At 40.9% G+C, this 17,388-nt stretch carries 15 protein-coding genes and 1 riboswitch; of the genes, 11 read left to right on the top strand and 4 right to left on the bottom strand.

The genetic code is table 11. The annotated features are described in order from the left end of the window. The first annotated feature begins 334 nt into the window (after window positions 1-334). Window positions 335-973 carry a hypothetical protein gene (locus EV282_RS15580; RefSeq protein ID WP_130296677.1) on the top strand — a complete coding sequence of 213 codons (639 nt, stop codon included), beginning with the start codon at window positions 335-337 and terminating at the stop codon, window positions 971-973. Window positions 974-1,205: 232 nt separating this feature from the next. On the opposite strand, the gene EV282_RS15575 is transcribed toward EV282_RS15580, so the two are convergent. From EV282_RS15575 to EV282_RS15565, 3 genes are read right to left on the bottom strand one after another with little or no spacing between them, the layout of a single operon-like run. Continuing rightward, window positions 1,206-2,195: an NAD-dependent epimerase/dehydratase family protein gene (locus EV282_RS15575; protein ID WP_130296676.1), complete on the bottom strand. Its 990-nt coding sequence runs from the start codon at window positions 2,193-2,195 to the stop codon at window positions 1,206-1,208. Between the two features lie 13 nt (window positions 2,196-2,208). Further along, window positions 2,209-3,453, bottom strand: a complete 1,245-nt coding sequence (locus EV282_RS15570; protein ID WP_130296675.1) for an MFS transporter — start codon at window positions 3,451-3,453, stop codon at window positions 2,209-2,211. Between the two features lies 1 nt (window position 3,454). Beyond that, window positions 3,455-4,051 (bottom strand): ArsR/SmtB family transcription factor, encoded by a 597-nt coding sequence (locus tag EV282_RS15565; protein ID WP_130296674.1) that lies wholly within the window; start codon window positions 4,049-4,051, stop codon window positions 3,455-3,457. A 172-nt stretch (window positions 4,052-4,223) separates the two neighbouring features. Here EV282_RS15565 and EV282_RS15560 point away from each other — a divergent pair, with 172 nt between their 5' ends. From EV282_RS15560 to EV282_RS15530, 7 genes are all read left to right on the top strand, one after another. Continuing rightward, the gene (locus EV282_RS15560; RefSeq protein WP_130296673.1) at window positions 4,224-4,691 is read left to right on the top strand and encodes a MarR family winged helix-turn-helix transcriptional regulator; all 468 of its coding nucleotides are present in this window, start codon (window positions 4,224-4,226) and stop codon (window positions 4,689-4,691) included. Window positions 4,692-4,832: 141 nt separating this feature from the next. After that, window positions 4,833-5,987, top strand: coding sequence for a stage II sporulation protein P (spoIIP, locus tag EV282_RS15555; RefSeq protein WP_130296672.1), 1,155 nt, complete (start codon window positions 4,833-4,835; stop codon window positions 5,985-5,987). A gap of 429 nt (window positions 5,988-6,416) precedes the next feature. Then, entirely contained in the window at window positions 6,417-7,928 is a 1,512-nt protein-coding gene (gene cls, locus EV282_RS15550; RefSeq protein WP_130296671.1) for a cardiolipin synthase, read from the top strand. Between the two features lie 95 nt (window positions 7,929-8,023). Continuing rightward, window positions 8,024-8,806: an undecaprenyl-diphosphate phosphatase gene (locus EV282_RS15545; protein WP_130296670.1), complete on the top strand. Its 783-nt coding sequence runs from the start codon at window positions 8,024-8,026 to the stop codon at window positions 8,804-8,806. 78 nt (window positions 8,807-8,884) lie between these two features. Then, window positions 8,885-9,042: riboswitch (cyclic di-AMP (ydaO/yuaA leader) on the top strand. Between the two features lie 137 nt (window positions 9,043-9,179). Further along, the gene (locus EV282_RS15540) at window positions 9,180-9,836 is read left to right on the top strand and encodes a potassium channel family protein (RefSeq protein WP_130296669.1); all 657 of its coding nucleotides are present in this window, start codon (window positions 9,180-9,182) and stop codon (window positions 9,834-9,836) included. 3 nt (window positions 9,837-9,839) lie between these two features. Continuing rightward, window positions 9,840-11,186, top strand: coding sequence for a TrkH family potassium uptake protein (locus EV282_RS15535; RefSeq protein ID WP_278043781.1), 1,347 nt, complete (start codon window positions 9,840-9,842; stop codon window positions 11,184-11,186). Window positions 11,187-11,367: 181 nt separating this feature from the next. Continuing rightward, window positions 11,368-12,486 (top strand): GerAB/ArcD/ProY family transporter, encoded by a 1,119-nt coding sequence (locus EV282_RS15530; protein WP_130296668.1) that lies wholly within the window; start codon window positions 11,368-11,370, stop codon window positions 12,484-12,486. An 8-nt stretch (window positions 12,487-12,494) separates the two neighbouring features. Here the strand turns inward: EV282_RS15530 and EV282_RS15525 are convergent, their stop codons facing one another. Then, entirely contained in the window at window positions 12,495-12,953 is a 459-nt protein-coding gene (locus EV282_RS15525; protein WP_130296667.1) for a hypothetical protein, read from the bottom strand. A 397-nt stretch (window positions 12,954-13,350) separates the two neighbouring features. Between EV282_RS15525 and hutP the strand changes: the two genes are divergently transcribed. The 3 genes from hutP to hutU all read left to right on the top strand — a co-directional run bounded on the left by hutP (window position 13,351) and on the right by hutU (window position 17,310). Then, window positions 13,351-13,785, top strand: coding sequence for a hut operon transcriptional regulator HutP (gene hutP / locus EV282_RS15520; protein ID WP_130296666.1), 435 nt, complete (start codon window positions 13,351-13,353; stop codon window positions 13,783-13,785). Window positions 13,786-14,106: 321 nt separating this feature from the next. Next, window positions 14,107-15,633, top strand: a complete 1,527-nt coding sequence (hutH, locus tag EV282_RS15510) for a histidine ammonia-lyase (protein WP_130296664.1) — start codon at window positions 14,107-14,109, stop codon at window positions 15,631-15,633. Window positions 15,634-15,648: 15 nt separating this feature from the next. Then, window positions 15,649-17,310 carry a urocanate hydratase gene (hutU, locus tag EV282_RS15505; RefSeq protein WP_130296663.1) on the top strand — a complete coding sequence of 554 codons (1,662 nt, stop codon included), beginning with the start codon at window positions 15,649-15,651 and terminating at the stop codon, window positions 17,308-17,310. Window positions 17,311-17,388 lie beyond the last annotated feature (78 nt).

Below are 17,388 nucleotides of genomic sequence, written 5' to 3'. Positions count from 1 at the left end.
TATATTTCCTCACTTATTTAGAAGTTTTTTTCCTTACTTCATTGCAAGTTGATTGGAGTGAAAGGTGCGTGCCAACTTCCTGAATACTCTTCTCGTAAGGCATGCGACGAGGAAGTCCACTTCGTTAGGAATTGCTTGTAGACGCAGGAGCACACACTCCATTGATACTCCTAACAGCGCAAGGCGCTAGGAGGCTCACCGCACGCCCCGCGGAAAGCGAGCATCCTGTAGCGGGAATCAACAACTTACAAAAAGACCCTTTTTTTTCATTCGAGACGTTAAACCTAATTCCTTCCCGAATACTATTAATGGTGAAAGACGAAGGGAGATTGTTATGTATCCTGAATTAAATCATTTTAAACAAATGAAAAAAGAATACGATGCGGATATAAATCGAGCACAAGAGAAGTGGCAGCAGCTAAATAAACAAAAAGAATGGGCGTCTGCTGAATATGAAGAACTATTGAATGAGTATGGTGCTAGAAATACTAAAGTTACGATGGAACACTTAACGGAAGCAAAAAACAGTTATCTGAGAGCCATGGAGAAAGAACGTGCCTCTATGGAACATCTAGATGAGTTAAAAGAAAATAGAGATGATAGGCTTTCAGAATACATAAAAACGGTATACACATCCCGAGATCGTGAGCTTGATGCTGCGAAAGGCAGTATGGAGAAAAAAATTGATCAATTAGAGCGACTGAAGGCAGAGTACTTAATGATGGTTCAGCAGATTCAAGAAATTCATGCCTATCGAATTTCAGTTGAAAAGGAAACAAATGAGGCGATTAATAGCTATCATCAATCTTATGAACCAAAGGAAATTCTACCACTGTATCCGCCTCTGGCACGTTTGGAGATTCCTTTATCAGATATTCAGTATGTATTTCAAAAGGGAGAGCTTCCCGCTCATTTAAATAAATACCTACAATTTAACGAAACGCGTTCAACCTTTTCAATAAAAAAGCCATAACCCTCTGAAGAGGATTATGGAAAGAAAACCGAACGCATGATGAAGAAATGGGGGTAGGGAATTGCTCTGCTGACCTCTTGCCAGCAGGAGAGATTTGTATCTCACAATCCTACTATATGACCATAAGGGATAAATGGTATGGACAAGTGCCATGGGCATTCATGTATTTTTTACTTCTTTTAAAAAAAGCCGGCTCATTTAGGAAAGATATCCTGATATGCCAGCTTATTTTTTATTTAACTTTTTGTTTCCACTTCTGCAATAAGTCTGCTTCTTTATCAGGATGTAATCCTGCTTTCCAGTCGTCCTGGTCTAAATTTCTTGAACGTGACCAGGCAGCAGTATCCTGAATGGTTTCTTCCATCGAACGAAAAACGAGTCCTTTATTTATGGCCTTCGTGTCATCCGCATAATCAAGACCTCGATATTCCTCACTTGAGATCCAAAGCGGCATATCGACCCATTCTCTGACTTTTTCTTCTACTAGAAAAGATTCTGGAACAGATACAATGGCAGCAGCGTTTTGATTCGCGATACATTGTTGTACAAAGTCATTGAAATTATAACTTCCGCCAACAGCTTGATATACACCATTCTCCTGATTTTCTGCCATACGTACGATCCAATCCGCTAAATCCCTTGCATCTATAAATCGGATGGTTGGATCTTTCATCTCTGGTACAAGTATTTCTCCGCCTTGTGCACCCCTATGAGGCCAATAGGTAAAGCGGTCGGTATAGTCATGGGGGCCAACAATTAATCCGGGGCGAATGATCAATGCCTGTTCACCAAACACCTTTTGAACTTCTTTTTCACAAGCAGCTTTCAAAGCACCATAATTCTCACCGATTTCAGTTGTGTCCGGGTCTTTAAGTACAGCCGTTCTAGCTTCTTCAGTTAAATAACGAACAGATTGATCTTCATATACGGATACGGATGACACAAATAGATAAGAAGAAACATTTTCTCGAAGTGCTTCAGCTGACTTTCTTACGTGTTTTGGAAAATACCCGCAAGTATCTATTACTGCGTCCCAGCTTCTTTTTTCTAAAGGAGAAAGATCTTGTTCACGGTCACCGATAATTTCTGCTACTCCTTGAAATAAGCCAGGAGCAGCAGTTTTTCCTCTATGAAACAAAGTGACCTCATGGTTGTTTCTTAAAAAAGATTCCGCCAAGTGCCTGCCTAAAAAACGTGTTCCGCCAATGATTAATACTTTCATCGATTCACACCGCCTATTCCATTTTTCTTAATGCAGGAAGTCTCCACATGATTAAAAGGTTAACAGCAATTAAAGACAGTGCTCCGCCAGCCATAATGTTATCAATTGTAAAACCATATGAGATCAGCATGGAGGTAGCGGCAAGAGATAAGGGAGCAAGCCCCATACTTGCCATTGTTAAAAGTCCCATCAGGCGCCCGAGCAGCTTTTTATCCACAGAAGATTGAACCGCTGAGATGAGAGGTATATTTGTCGCAGGGAAGGTAACCCCAATAAAAAAGATCGCCATCATACAAACGTAAAGGGAAGAACTCTGACTAAACCAGAAAAAGAATATATTCATCGTGAATAAAGAGACGGTTACCATCAACCCTCGTCTTTTTTTGATATTCAGAATACCGATAATGACTGAACTGATCAGCATTCCTGCAGCCATAGAGCCTTCAATAAAACTAAAATCTAGTGCGCTGCCGTCTAGTATGTTTTTTACGAAAATAGGAAGCCCCATCATGAGCGGACCCACTACAAAAACGTTAAGAAAGATTGTGCTCAAAAATAAAGCTTTTAGAAAGGAGGATTGTTTTACCACATCGATTCCTTCCTTAATGGACTGCCACATACCCGGCTTCTTGGTTCCTGCACTTTCAGAAGCAGGAATATTTAATACATAGGCCAGGATTGCAGAGATCAACAACATAACTGCTGGAACACCAAACGAAAGCATATAACCTCCGCTAGAGGCAACAAGTAATCCGCCAATCATCGGGCCAAGTATAAGTGAGCTTTGCTGGGTTGTTTGGATTACTGAATTAGCACGTGTCAGCTGTGAGTGATCAACGACATTTGGCAGTAACGAACCATTCGCCGGCCAAACAAAAGCATCCAGGACACCAAAAAGAAAACCAAAGATAATAAAAGACAAAAGGGAAAGATGACCTGTTGCCAGCATGACTAGCAGACTGCATAGGACAATGGTTCTTAAAAAGTTCGCTGCGTATAAAATTTTCGTCCTGCTGATCCTGTCTGCTAAAACACCTCCAACTGCCATGAACAAAATACGAGGTACGTTTGCAGCAATAAAAACGATCCCTAGTGAGGCTTCTTTATCAAGCGTTTTAACCACGTACCAGCTTTGCGAAAACTGAAAAATAGCAATAGAGAAAGAAGAACAAATGGTTATTGCCCAAATAAATAAAAAGGAACGCTGTTTAAATAATGATTCTGTTTTAGGTTCAGCTAATGCTGAGGCTTGTGCCATCTCAATCAATCTCCTCTTCTGGATAAGGTGTATCTTTTAATGGAAACGAAAGCATGAAGTAGTGGTACATTTCACCTTCTTCCTGTTCATTTTTTTTAAATTCCGATATGAGCTCTGAAATTTCTTTTGCTTTTTCATGAAGCAGTTTGACTTGATCAGGTGAGAGTTTCACATGTCGATAACCAAATTTGAGCGGGGAATCTGTGTATGCTAATACTTCAGGATCGAGCTTTCTGATCATGGATTTCGTTTTGTCCAATGAGACAAGAATGTTCTCCTTCAACGCATCAGAGAGTTCGTCTTTTACAGTGTTGCGCTGATCAGGCAGGATTTCTGCAATTGAAAAAGATTGAGCTACAGGTCTGTAGAACTTTTGTATAATCCCGTTTTTTTCTTCAGTCCTTTCCACGATTAATAAACCAACGCGCTCCATCTCTTTCAAATGATAGTGAATCTTTGGAGCAGGGACTTCTAGGATGTCGGCAAGCATTTTACCGGTCTTTGCCTCATCAAGGATCTCCCATAGAATTTTGATGCGCAGCGGGTCACTTATTACCTTTAATTGTTCAATCTCACGTATATGATAAATTTCTTGCATGTTTAACACTCCTAAAACGTTCAAATATATTTGAATGTATCATAAATTAATTATATGCTAATGGTCAATGATTTTGCACATTATTTGTAAAAAATAGTTCAAATGTTATGAAAATTCTTGTATAATCTTAGTATAATGTTCGCATTACAACTAGAGGCTGGAGGTTCACAGTATGGGGAATAAGGATTTGAAATCCTATGTGGAGAGGTTAGAAAGAGTACATTACATTGTTTCAAAACGGTTGCACCCAGAAATTGCGATTGAAAAAGAATTAACGAAGACACAATTTGTTCTTTTGAAAACATTATGTGTAAGAAATAAGTGGACAGTTTCAAAACTGGCCGAATATATGGGTGTTAAGCCAAGTGCAATTACTGTGGGGGCAGACCGATTGTACAAGCGTGGTTTTGTACGACGCTACCGAAGTGAACTTGACCGTCGAATAGTTTATCTTGAAATCACAGATGAAGGACACGAGATTTTGAGAGAAGCTGAAAATGAGAGAGTGAACTCTATCAGTGACTACCTAAATCATTTGTCATCAGAAGAACTAGGAACGTTTATAGATATTTATGAGAAATTGGCTAGCGGTACACAGCCAGACAGAGAAGAATATGTGCTTTCCTCGAAGACCAGCTGATTATGGCTGGTTTTTTTGATTGATAAGCTCGGTTCCCTTCTTCCATATATTTCTCTATTATTTTTTCATAGATTTCATTCTATTTGAATTTTTCGGTGCATAGGATGTGATAGAAACGAATTAAGAAGTGGAGGACGACAAATGTTTACCCCGCAATTAAATATGAAACGTTTACCGCTTTTATTAGCAGGAGCCATGCTTTTTATTGTCATTGTCACTAGCTTCATCACATCCTTCGAGCACAAGTACAGGCTGAGCTCATCCACCATGCATAAGTGGTTAACCGAGTTTTCAGGGGAGGCACTCGTATACTTTATAGGCTGGGAAAACCGATATTTTACACAGGAGCTGCCGAAAGAAAGTGAACCTCCAGCCTTATCCAGTATCTTGCTCGAGCTCACAACCAGTATAAAGCCTGGTGATATCAGAAGCTTGCTTGGAAACGAGCTCCCTGGATTTGCACTATATGATTCAACTATTTTTGTAGCTGGTGAAGGGACGGACTATACAAACATCGGATATGAATCACCGCCTCCGATGGAACTGCTCTTAAGCGGTGAAGATGCAGAAGTACAGGATATTGAACGACTGGAGGATCCAAATCCTGCAGAACCGCAAAATCCGCCTGGACAGACAACGGGTGGGAAACAAGTAGCTTACATTTATCATTCTCATAGCTGGGAGTCTTTCTTGCCGCATCTAAAAGGAGTAACAAATCCTGATCACGCTATCCACTCAAAGGTAAACATCACGATGGTTGGCAAAAAGCTTGGCGAAGAGCTAGAAGCTAGAGGAATCGGTTCATCTGTAGATATGACGAATATGACCGAGTTCTTAAGAAAGAACAATGCTGATTATCGTAAAAGTTATCCGATGTCGAGAACGTTAGTGGAAAGTGCGATGGCCAGTAACGACAGCTTAGAACTAATCTTTGATCTGCATCGAGATTCATCCCGTAGAAAAACAACCACTGCAACGATTGATGGGAAATCTTATGCAAAAATCTTATTCGTTATTGGAAAAGGAAATCCACACTTTGAAAAGAACCAAGCTATGGCACAAGAAATCCATAATATCTTAAATAAGAAATACCCAGGCATAAGCAGAGCCGTAATCGGAAAAAACAAATCTGAAGGAACCAATGGTGTTTATAATCAGGATCTTTCGGAAAAAGCATTGCTTATTGAATTCGGTGGTGTTGACAACAACATGGATGAATTGTACAGAAGCGCTGAAGCTGTGGCTGAAGCAGTTGCAGAGTACTATTGGAAGCAGAAAGATGTGAAAGCTGAATAGAGTTGTAGGCTCTAGAGGGTGTAGAATCCTCTGGAGTCTTTTTATGTGGAGGGTATTTAAGCGTTAGGGCCTGTCGAAGAATGTCGACTCGTGGATAAATGGCTAAATCTCGTGGATTGGAGCTTGAAATTTTTGGATTCAAGGTCATAACTCGTGGATAAACCTTTTAATTTTGTGGATTCACATTGCAGGCTATGCGATAATACCCGACCAGGTATAACTTAGGAATCGTTTCGTCCCTTCGAAACTGAACAATATTTGTGTTGGAAGTCCTTAGAGTTCGTTACAGGAAGATTTCTTGGTCATAACAGGCATGAATTCTGCAAATCCTAATTAAAAATGGTATAAAAAGAGAGGAACGTTTGTTTTAATTACCAGTGGACGGGAATAAAAAGAGAAAAGAGAAGAATGTGAAAAAGGAGCTATTGCATGAAGCGGATGAAACGAATCTGGGAATTTTTCCTTACTGTACTGTTGCTTATCTGTTTATACATCGTGTTCTTCGCAGAAGGATATGTCGTTATTAAAACGATATTCGGGCTCCTGTACGTTGCGGTGATTTTGTATACGATCTATTCGTTGATGCTGGAAAACAGAACCGCACAGCACACACTATTATGGATTTATGTACTTATATTGTTTCCTTTTATCGGATATATGTTCTATCTGTATTCAGGACAGCTTTATCTAAAAGGACATCTGTTCAAGTCTAAACGTAAAAATGATCGGGATGAATGGATCAGGGTTTCTAAACAAGATGAGAAACCAGATTTCAGTGATTTGAAAAGACATCAGCAATGCTTTGCAACGCATGCCCATCACATCACATTAACAAAAATTAATCGGCATACCGGCACTAAGATACTGAAGAACGGGCAAGAGACTTTTCCTGAAATTATAAGAAGACTTCAAGAGGCGAAAGAGTACATACACATTCAATATTATATCTTTCGTTCAGACCGCCTCGGGAAAGATATCATTGATCTTTTAATCAAAAAAGCGAATGAAGGTGTTAAGGTCAGATTCCTTTTTGATGGAGTAGGCAGTTTATCTCTTCAGCAATATGATATTGATCGTATGAAAAAAGCTGGTATCCTTGTGGAAGCGTTCTTACCGGTAAGATACGGATTCTTTAATCAAAAACTTAACTTCAGAAACCATAGGAAAATAATTGTGATCGATGGCAAAGTTGGATTCGTCGGCGGGTTAAACGTAGGGGTTGAGTATTTAGGGGAAGACCCCGATATCGGATTTTGGCGTGATACCCACATGGTCATGGAAGGGGAAGCTGTTCAAGTTCTTCATGCAATATTCCTGATGGACTGGGAATACGTATGTGGAGAAGACCTTCTGGAAGACTCTCATTTAACGGAAGCCTATCCAGCTGAAGGGGATGGAACCGTACACGTAGTTGCGAGCGGACCTGATACACAGCTGGGAATCATGAGTGATCTGTATTACTCGCTCATCTCCTGTGCTGAGAAATCGATTTGGATCGCGACACCGTATTTCGTTCCCAACGAATCTATCCGGACGGCATTAAGGGTAGCTGCTAAAAAAGGCGTTCAAGTAAGGTTGATGGTACCAGAGATCAACGACGGATTTTTAACTCAATATGCAACACGCTCTTATTTCCCAGAGTTGCTCCGATCAGGTATTGAGATCTATTCGTATCAAAAAGGGTTCTTGCATCAGAAAGTTATCATCATTGATGGAGATACAGCATCCATCGGAACAGCGAACATGGATATGAGGAGCTTTCATCTGAATTTTGAGGTGAATGTATTTTTGCTTAACACAAAATCAGTTGAAGACCTTGTTGAACAATATGAAGAAGACATGGAAGAATCAGCAAAAATCCGCCCTGTAGAGTTTTACAAAAGAGGGCTGTGGGAAAGAACAAAAGAATCATTCTCACGTCTTTTCTCAGGTGTTCTCTAATATTGAAGAGATCTTCGCCCAACAAAAAACATAGAATAGAAAGTCCTCCTTACGAATAGGGTTGTACGAGACCATCTATTAAGGGGGATTTTTTTATGGACTGGCTTGAAGCCCTTATATTAGGGATTGTTCAAGGTTTAACTGAATTCTTGCCGGTAAGTTCAACTGGTCACCTGCTGCTGGGGCGGCAGATCTTTAATCTGGAGGAAGCAGGTCTATTTCTGGATAGCATGCTTCATATCGGGACATTGATTGCTGTTATGACGGTTTATTGGAAAGATATTTTTCAAGTAATAAAAAAGCCATTTAGTAAAACTGGCTTATTGCTCATTGCAGGAACTATTCCAACCGCCGTAATTGGACTTACTTTTAAGGATTTTTTTGAAGAGATTTCGAAAACCGGTGTAACGGTTGGATGGGAGTTCCTAGTAACAGGGCTGCTGCTTTGGTGGGCAGATTCTTTTAAAAGAAACGGATATAAAGGAATAGAGGAGATCACAATCCGGGATGCTCTTGTAATCGGTACTTTTCAGGGAGCGGCTATTCTGCCTGCGGTTTCGCGTTCAGGTTTAACGATAGCAGCAGCTCTATTCTGCAAGATTGATAAAAAAGCTGCCGCTTATTTTTCATTTCTTTTGTCGATTCCATCAATCGCGGGAGGAGTGGTATTGCAGTCAAAAGATCTTTTTACAGCAACTGCGCCTTCCATCGCGTACTCATCTTTAATTATAGGTACGATCGCCTCTGCATTATTTGGCTATATCGCTGTGAAATGGATGATAAAATTATTGCAAACGGGTACGTTAAAAGGCTTTGCAATCTATGTATGGCTGATCGGCTTAATCGTTCTTGGACTGCAATTTTCAGGAAAAATGTAAAGTATTTGTTAACACGTAAAAAATGGATTGACAATTAAAAGACGGAGGATTACAGTATATGTAATTCAAAATTTAGCAGGCTTTAGATCGCTGAATTTACAGTCAATTTCTTTATTTGAAGAAGACTGTGAAACGGGGGAACCAATCTTTTGGGGTGAATTTTGCAAGTAAGCAAAAAGGGATACTCCATTCCCTAATCCGACAGCTAACCCCGTAAGCGTCATGTCACTGGAGAGGTCAAATTGGTGAAAAACCGGACCCGCTTTTTTGTGTGGTCTTTTTTTTGTTTTTTACAGCTTTTTGAGAACCTCTTAACCAGCAAGGCTAGAAAACAACGAAGGAAAACTTCATGGAATTTAAGGGGAGAAATAAAATGAAAAAACAGTTTGCAGTTATAGGATTAGGCCGTTTTGGGGGCAGTATTTGCCGGGAGTTTGCCAAAATGGGCTATGATGTACTCGCGATCGATAATGATATGGAAAAGGTCAATGAATTTGCGACGATTGCCACTCAGGCAGTCCAAGCTAATTCAACAGATGAAAAGGTAATGAAATCGCTTGGGATCAGGAATTTTAACCATGTGATCGTCTCGATCGGTGAAGATATTCAAGCAAGTATCTTAACAACTCTTTTATTAAAAGAATCAGGTGTAAATAAGGTATGGGTAAAAGCTCAAAATGACTATCACCATAAAGTATTGGAGAAACTAGGAGCAGACCGCATCATTCATCCAGAACGCGATATGGCTCTTCGGGTTGCTCAGCTTATCTCTTCAGAGAAGATTATTGATTTTATTGAACTGTCACATGAACACAGTATTGTAGAGATTGGTGTTACGGACAAATTGGTGAGCAAAACCCTGACAGATCTAGACGTTCGAGCTCGCTATGGATGTAATATTGTTGCGATTAAGCGCGGTGATGAAATTCTAGTTTCTCCAATTGCAGATGTTACTCTACAATATGGAGATGTCCTTGTGGTAATCGGGCGAAATGAGGACTTGAACCGCTTTGAGGATGAGGGAGTGTAAGCAGTGGCACTGCATGTCAATAAATCCAGGCTGCATAATCCGATAAAAGTGAGCCCTCCTCAATTTTTAGCTTTACTTTTTTTGTTCTTAATCATTTTAGGTGCTCTTTTATTAAAACTACCCATAGCTCACGAGGAATCATTACGCTGGATTGATGCGCTGTTTATAGCAACTTCGGCGGCTACTGTAACTGGGCTAGCTTCCGTCGATCCGGGATCGACGTTCACTTTATTCGGAGAGATCGTCATTTTATTTTTAATACAGGTTGGCGGACTTGGTGTGATGTCCTTTGCATCTCTGGTTGTAATTATGATGGGAAGAAAGATCTCTGTTAAACAGAGGGTTTTGATGCAAGAAGCGCTAAACCAGCCTTCTATCGGCGGAGTGATAAGGCTAGTTCGAAACTTATTTGTATTTTCGATCATTATTCAAATCATTGCTGTGTTCTTTTTATCACTAAGATGGGTACCAGAGATGGGATTTGGAAAAGGAATCTATTACAGTGTATTCCACGCCATCTCTGCCTACAATAATGCAGGCTTTGCGCTTTGGTCTGATGGTTTGATGGGTTATGTCGGTGATCCGATGGTTAACATTGTAATCTCTCTGCTCTTTATTACAGGAGGAATCGGGTTTACCGTTCTAGTAGATCTCTGGGTCAGCCGTAAATGGAGAGATCTTTCGCTTCATTCAAAAGTAATGATTATTTCAACATTTGCGATTAATATAGTGGCTATTCTATTTGTTTATTTATTTGAATTCAATAACCTAAAAACATTAGGCATGTTATCCGGAGCTGAAAAGCTTTGGGCAGCCTATTTTCAGGGAGTATCTCCAAGAACAGCAGGGTTTAATTCGATCGATATGACGGCGATCAACCCCGATACTTCTCTTTTAATGATTTTATTGATGTTTGTCGGTGCAGGAAGTACTTCAACAGGCGGAGGAATTAAGCTTACGACATTCGTAGTTATCCTCTTTACGGTTGCTGCGTTCTTAAAAGGGAAAGATGATACGGTTGTAATGAGGAGAACGATTCGTAATGCAGTTGTTTATCGTGCCTTAGCGATTACGACCATATCAATTTTATTTATCTTTGCCGCATTATTCATCGTAACTTACGTGCAAAAAGGCGATTCCTTCATGCTCATTATGTTTGAAGTGATATCAGCATTCGGAACGGTCGGACTAAGTATGGGATTAACACCCGATCTTACCATCATCGGAAAAATTGTAATTTGCGCAGTGATGGTGTTTGGGAAACTTGGTCCCCTGACTTTAGCGTTCAGTCTTGCTAAACAAACAAGAGAAAATATTAGATATCCAGATGGTGAAGTATTTACTGGATAATAAAAACCCAGCTCGAAAGGTCATTTACCTTTTTGAGCTGGTTTTTTTATGGCTATGAAAGTATCTTCACTCCAGACTACCTCTGAGCCATGAACTTTATTGGCTAAAAATGGGATGAATGAGGTTTTGTTGGGAATGCTAAAACAAGATTTAACGCATGTCATTGAAAGGGTGAGGACGTATGCAAAAAATTAAAGAAATATTTCTTGTTTCTCCCTTTCTTGTCTTCTTTCTTGTTCATTCAGAGCAAGTGGGGGTCGGAGTATTAGGGTATCAGCGGGTCATAGCAAAATATGCAGGTTATGATTCTTGGATCTCCGTTATCATTGCTGCTATTTTCGTTCATATTTTGATCTGGATGATCTATTACGTGCTGGATAATGGCGGGGGAGATATTGTCACGATACACAAAACATTATTTGGCGGAATGCTGGGAAACATCTTTAATTTGGCTCTAGCTTTGTATTTTCTTTTATGGTCGATAACGGTTTTAAGAACATATATTGAAGTTGTACAAGTATGGATGTTTCCAACTCTAAAAACATGGACCATTGCTTCGGTAATCCTTCTGCTAACGTATTATGTCGTGTCTGCAGGATTTCGTACGGTTGTTGGCGTTTGTTTTTTAGGAGTTGTTATTCCTTTAGGACTTATATTGCTTTTAATCTATCCACTTGAATACACCCACTTTTCTAATTTGCTGCCAGTTTTCGATGAGAGCCTGCAAGATTATTTAACGGCATCAAAAAATATGATGCTGAGTTATCTTGGATTTGAAACGCTGCTTGTTTTTTATCCATTTATTAAACATGCGAAAAAATCGCAGAAATTTGCACACCATGCTAATATTTTTTCATTTATGATGTATCTTTTAGTCACACTGTTTTCTTTTGCTTTCTTCAGTCAGGAACAGCTTGCTCGAAATATTTGGGCAACACTTTCTATGGTGAAAATCGTACAAGTATCTTTCGTGGAACGTTTTGATTTTGTTTTCGTTTCGATGTGGTGTCTCGTGATCCTGCCGAATATAAGCCTTGCGATCTGGTGTTCCAGCCGAGTTGTGAAATTGATGATGAACATCAGGCAGCACGTTACATTAATCGCTTTATTATGTATTGTGCTTTTAGCTTGTATCTTCTTGGATACCCGTTTCAAAATAAACATGCTCAACAATTATACGAACATCATTGGATTTTACCTTGCAATCAGCTATATACCTTTACTATTTGTTATGACTTTTATTAAGAAAAAAATCAAAAACAAAGGGACGAATAACGGTCAAACGTCATCGTCCACTTGATCATCTTATTAAGCTTGTAAAAGAAGTGTTAGCCTGTCCTTATGCTTTTCTCGCTGCTGGCTGTCTGATGTATTATGCCAATCCTGAAGTGTTTCATTGATCAGCTGTTTAACCATATGTTTTGTCCATACGACATATGCACCATACGTATCACCTTTAAAGAAGCTTTTAAGCATATTGTTTTCAGGACCGAAAAAGAATCCTAACTGATCATGAATTAATGTAGAACCATCAATTGAAAAGGGTACGATTTTATCTGAGAGCGTATATTGATAGGAATTGTTTTCTTTTTTAATAAAAGCGATGCTGTAGAGCTGTCTTTCCGGGAGAAACCCCTTTGTTGTCGGCAATAGCAATAAAGGGTTATGTTCTTTGTCATAAGCAATAAAAAAATCATTAACATCTTCTTCAAAGTGCGGAGTTCTTAACATTGAAGCAAGTGTGATCTCTTTTTGTACGTCTAACATTCAGCAGCCCTCATTCCGTTTATTTTCTTACAAACAGTCTTGCCGCTAGATTGCTAGATTATACGTCAGTAATAACTTTTGTTGTATTTAAAAGAAGCTGATTCTTTTCTAGCTTTAGATGTTTGAAGTGGGAATTTGAGCGAAAAAAAGGAATCTTGAGCAAAACCAAAGTCGGCTTGAGCGTAGGAAGAGAATTTTGAGCGAAACTCGGAGTTCTTGAGCGAAACTCAGGAATTCTGAGCGAACGTGTAATAAATATAAGAACACGTACCGTAAATGGAGTTTTGTTCTTTATTGTACTGCTGTGATAAGTTGTTGAAAGGGAATTGACGGACAAAATGTAAACGCATACACTAGAGGTAGTTAATAGTCGCGAGCAGAAAGAGTGTATATATGTATGGCATTATCTAATGAAAAACTTATCGGAAAAATGGCCATTTTAGGTGTGCTGGATGAGAGCCATCTATCAGAGATCGAAAAACAGGGCTGGAAGTATTGCGTAGGCAAAGCCGGTTCTATGGACTCTCAGAAGGTAGTAGCAGCGATCGAGACAGCAGCCAAAAATGAAAAAGTCATTCAGAGCGGTATTTATAGGGAAACTCATTCCCTTTATCATGCCATTATGGAAGCTTTTCATGGTGTAACCAGAGGCCAGGTTCAGCTGGGAACGGTTCTTCGTACAGTAGGACTGCGTTTTATCGTTGTCCGCGGAAACCCATATGAGAAGAAGGAAGAAGGCGACTGGATTGCAGTCGCACTTTATGGAACGATCGGTGCACCAGTAAAAGGGCTGGAGCATGAGGCGATCGGACTTGGAATCAATCATATTTAAAAACTGCCCATAGTGATTAGTGATGAGGGGGCGTATTCGAAAGAAGTTTTCTTTCGGGTGCGCTCTTTTTTGTTTGTAAATTAGAAAAAGCACTTTGTTGCTGGTTGAAAGTGGTTGATCTCCGCCCCAGGATGCTCGCTTTTCGCGGGGCGTGCGGTGAGCCTCCTTGGCACTTTGTGCCATTAGGAGTCTCACCTGTCCCGCTGATCCCGCAGGAGTCTCGCACCCTGCGCTCCAATCAACTTCAACGGAGTTTTTTCTAGTACATGATCAAAAAACAATGACCTTTTAGAAAAGAGTCTAAGAAAAAGAGGGATGAAGATGGTTACTTTAACTGGTAATACGCTTTCGATGGAAGAGATCAAGCGTATTCTGCACGACAATGAACCGGTGGAAGCGTGTCCTTTAAGCATGAAAAAGGTGGCTGACAGCCGTAAAGCAGTGGAAGAGATCGTGGCTTCAGGCAAAGTTGTATACGGTATTACCACAGGATTTGGAAAGTTCAGTGATGTATTTATTTCAAGAGACGATGTGGAGACGCTGCAGATTAATCTGATCCGAAGCCATGCATGTGGAATTGGCGAACCGTTTCCTGAGACGATCAGCAGACTAATGCTTATTTTAAGAGCAAATGCACTATTAAAAGGTTTGTCTGGGATTCGCCCGGTTGTTATTGAAAGATTACTAGACCTTGTTTCACATGGAGTACATCCCGTTGTACCTCAGCAAGGCTCACTAGGTGCAAGCGGTGATCTCGCGCCTCTCTCACATCTGGCACTTGTTTTAGTTGGTGAAGGTGAAGCTTATTACAAGGGAGAACGCTTGTCAGGTCAAGATGCACTTAAGAGAGCAGGAATTGAACCTGTAGTTCTTACAGCGAAAGAAGGACTCGCGCTGATCAATGGTACACAGGCGATGACTGCTCAAGGGATAGCAGCTTATATAGAGGCCGAGAGAATCGGATTGATGGCTGATGCGATCGCTTCATTAACGACTGAGAGTTTAAGAGGAATTACGGATGCTTTTGATGAAGATGTTCATATTGCGAGAGGCTACAAAGAGCAAGTCGAGGTAGCCGAGAGACTTCGAAACTACTTAGAGGGCAGCCAGCTCACGACCAAGCAGGGAGAAATCAGAGTACAGGATGCTTATTCTTTACGCTGTATTCCTCAAGTCCATGGTGCTTCATGGCAAGTGCTCGGCTATGTAAAAGAAAAGCTCGAGATTGAGATGAACGCAGCAACGGATAATCCGTTAATTTTTGATGATGGAAACAAGATCATTTCAGGCGGAAACTTTCATGGACAGCCGATCGCATTTGCGATGGACTTCTTGAAGCTTGCTGCAGCAGAGTGGGCGAACATTTCTGAGCGACGCATCGAACGGATGGTCAACCCTCAATTGAATGATCTACCAGGGTTTTTAAGTCCAAATCCTGGACTTGAGTCTGGTGCCATGATCATGCAATATGCGGCAGCATCGCTCGTATCAGAGAACAAAACTTTGGCTCACCCGGCGAGTGTGGACTCTATTCCGTCTTCAGCCAATCAGGAAGATCACGTGAGTATGGGTACGATCGCTTCAAGACATGCAGCTCAAATTATTGCGAACGCAAGGCGAGTTCTTGCGGTTGAATTAATCTGTGCGATGCAGGCTGCTGATTTCAGGGGCCCCGAAAAACTGGCCCCAAAAACAAAGAAAGTATATGAGCATGGAAGAAAAGTGTGTCCGACGATTCAATGTGACCGTATGTTCCATCGAGATATGGAAGCCGTAGCATCTTGGATTTTAGACGGCTCGTGGAATGACATTTTAATAGGAACAAAAACTCAAAAACTAGCACATTAAGAGGAGGTTTTTTACATGTCAGAAGTAAAACATTCAATTTCAGCTGCAAGAGGAACTAAATTATCTGCAAAGGGCTGGGTGCAGGAAGCAGCCATCCGTATGCTTATGAACAATCTAGATGGGGAAGTAGCAGAAAATCCAGATGACCTCGTCGTTTATGGAGGAATTGGAAAGGCTGCGCGCAACTGGGATTCCTATCATAAAATCGTTGAAACATTAGAAAGACTTGAAAATGATGAAACACTTCTCGTGCAGTCCGGAAAGCCTGTTGCTGTTTTCAAATCACATACGGATGCACCGCGTGTATTGCTTGCAAACTCTAATCTCGTTCCGGCATGGGCAAATTGGGAAACGTTCCGTGACCTCGAAAAAAGAGGTCTCATGATGTATGGCCAGATGACGGCAGGAAGCTGGATCTATATCGGTACGCAAGGAATTCTGCAAGGAACGTACGAAACTTTTGCCGAAGCAGCACGCAAGCATTTTAATGGTTCGCTAAAAGGAACGATTACACTTACAGCTGGACTTGGCGGAATGGGCGGTGCTCAGCCTCTTGCTGTAACGATGAACGATGGTGTAGTGATTGCGATCGACGTGGACGAAACAAGAATTCAGCGCCGCCTTGATACAAGATACTTAGATAAAAAGACGGACAGCCTAGATGAAGCTCTGAAGATGGCAAAGGAATATGCAGCAAAAGGAGAGCCATTATCGATCGGACTCTTAGGAAACGCAGCAGAACTTTTACCGAAAATGATCGAGATGGGTGAGATCCCTGACCTCGTTACAGACCAGACATCTGCACATGACCCTCTTCATGGGTACTTGCCACTTGGACTTTCCATGGAGGAAGGCGCAGAACTTCGTAAACGAAACCCAGAGCAGTATATTGAAAAGTCAAAGCATTCGATGGCTGTTCACGTACAGGCAATGCTGGAAATGCAGAAGAAAGGTGCGGTTGTCTTTGATTATGGCAACAACATCAGACAAGTAGCTTTTGATGAAGGAGTTAAGAACGCTTTTGATTTCCCTGGCTTCGTTCCAGCCTTCATACGTCCACTTTTCTGCGAAGGAAAAGGGCCTTTCCGCTGGGTAGCTTTGTCTGGTGATCCGGAAGATATCAGAAAAACTGATGAAGTTATCTTAAGAGAATTTAGTGACAATGAGCACCTTTGCAAGTGGATTAAGATGGCACAGGAAAAAGTACAGTTCCAAGGGCTTCCTTCACGCATCTGCTGGTTAGGTTACGGAGAACGTGCGAAGTTCGGAAAAATCATAAACGAAATGGTTGCTAATGGTGAGTTGTCAGCACCGATCGTTATCGGACGCGATCATCTCGATTGTGGATCTGTAGCATCACCAAACCGTGAGACTGAAGGAATGATGGACGGCAGTGATGCAGTTGCAGACTGGCCGATCTTAAACGCAATGATCAATGCTGTTAACGGTGCAAGCTGGGTTTCTGTCCACCATGGCGGAGGCGTAGGAATGGGCTACTCTCTTCATGCGGGAATGGTAGTTGTTGCAGATGGCACTGAAGAAGCAGCACGCCGATTAGAACGCGTATTAACGAGTGATCCTGGAATGGGAATCGTCAGACATGCAGATGCTGGTTATGATCTAGCGGTTAAAACAGCGAATGAAAAAGGCGTTGACCTGCCGATGATCAATAAATAAGGGTGTTTTTGGCTGTTTTGCAAGTAAAATTGGCTGATTTACGCTCACTTGTGCTCGCTTTCTCTTGCGGAGTATAGT

The sequence above is a fragment of the Fictibacillus sp. BK138 genome (genome assembly GCF_004216955.1).
In the GTDB taxonomy this organism is placed as follows: domain Bacteria; phylum Bacillota; class Bacilli; order Bacillales; family Fictibacillaceae; genus Fictibacillus.
This window is presented reverse-complemented; position numbering and strand designations above follow the sequence as displayed.

What these genes read in the sequence shown, in the direction of transcription:
- EV282_RS15580 (WP_130296677.1), top strand. Translation starts at nt 335, where the DNA reads ATGTATCCTGAATTAAATCATTTTAAACAAATGAAAAAAGAATACGAT.
- EV282_RS15540 (WP_130296669.1), top strand. Translation starts at nt 9,180, where the DNA reads ATGAAAAAACAGTTTGCAGTTATAGGATTAGGCCGTTTTGGGGGCAGT.
- spoIIP (WP_130296672.1), top strand. Translation starts at nt 4,833, where the DNA reads ATGTTTACCCCGCAATTAAATATGAAACGTTTACCGCTTTTATTAGCA.
- EV282_RS15565 (WP_130296674.1), bottom strand. Translation starts at nt 4,051, where the DNA reads ATGCAAGAAATTTATCATATACGTGAGATTGAACAATTAAAGGTAATA.
- EV282_RS15545 (WP_130296670.1), top strand. Translation starts at nt 8,024, where the DNA reads ATGGACTGGCTTGAAGCCCTTATATTAGGGATTGTTCAAGGTTTAACT.
- hutH (WP_130296664.1), top strand. Translation starts at nt 14,107, where the DNA reads ATGGTTACTTTAACTGGTAATACGCTTTCGATGGAAGAGATCAAGCGT.
- EV282_RS15575 (WP_130296676.1), bottom strand. Translation starts at nt 2,195, where the DNA reads ATGAAAGTATTAATCATTGGCGGAACACGTTTTTTAGGCAGGCACTTG.
- EV282_RS15530 (WP_130296668.1), top strand. Translation starts at nt 11,368, where the DNA reads ATGCAAAAAATTAAAGAAATATTTCTTGTTTCTCCCTTTCTTGTCTTC.
- hutU (WP_130296663.1), top strand. Translation starts at nt 15,649, where the DNA reads ATGTCAGAAGTAAAACATTCAATTTCAGCTGCAAGAGGAACTAAATTA.
- EV282_RS15560 (WP_130296673.1), top strand. Translation starts at nt 4,224, where the DNA reads ATGGGGAATAAGGATTTGAAATCCTATGTGGAGAGGTTAGAAAGAGTA.
- hutP (WP_130296666.1), top strand. Translation starts at nt 13,351, where the DNA reads ATGGCATTATCTAATGAAAAACTTATCGGAAAAATGGCCATTTTAGGT.
- EV282_RS15525 (WP_130296667.1), bottom strand. Translation starts at nt 12,953, where the DNA reads ATGTTAGACGTACAAAAAGAGATCACACTTGCTTCAATGTTAAGAACT.
- cls (WP_130296671.1), top strand. Translation starts at nt 6,417, where the DNA reads ATGAAGCGGATGAAACGAATCTGGGAATTTTTCCTTACTGTACTGTTG.
- EV282_RS15570 (WP_130296675.1), bottom strand. Translation starts at nt 3,453, where the DNA reads ATGGCACAAGCCTCAGCATTAGCTGAACCTAAAACAGAATCATTATTT.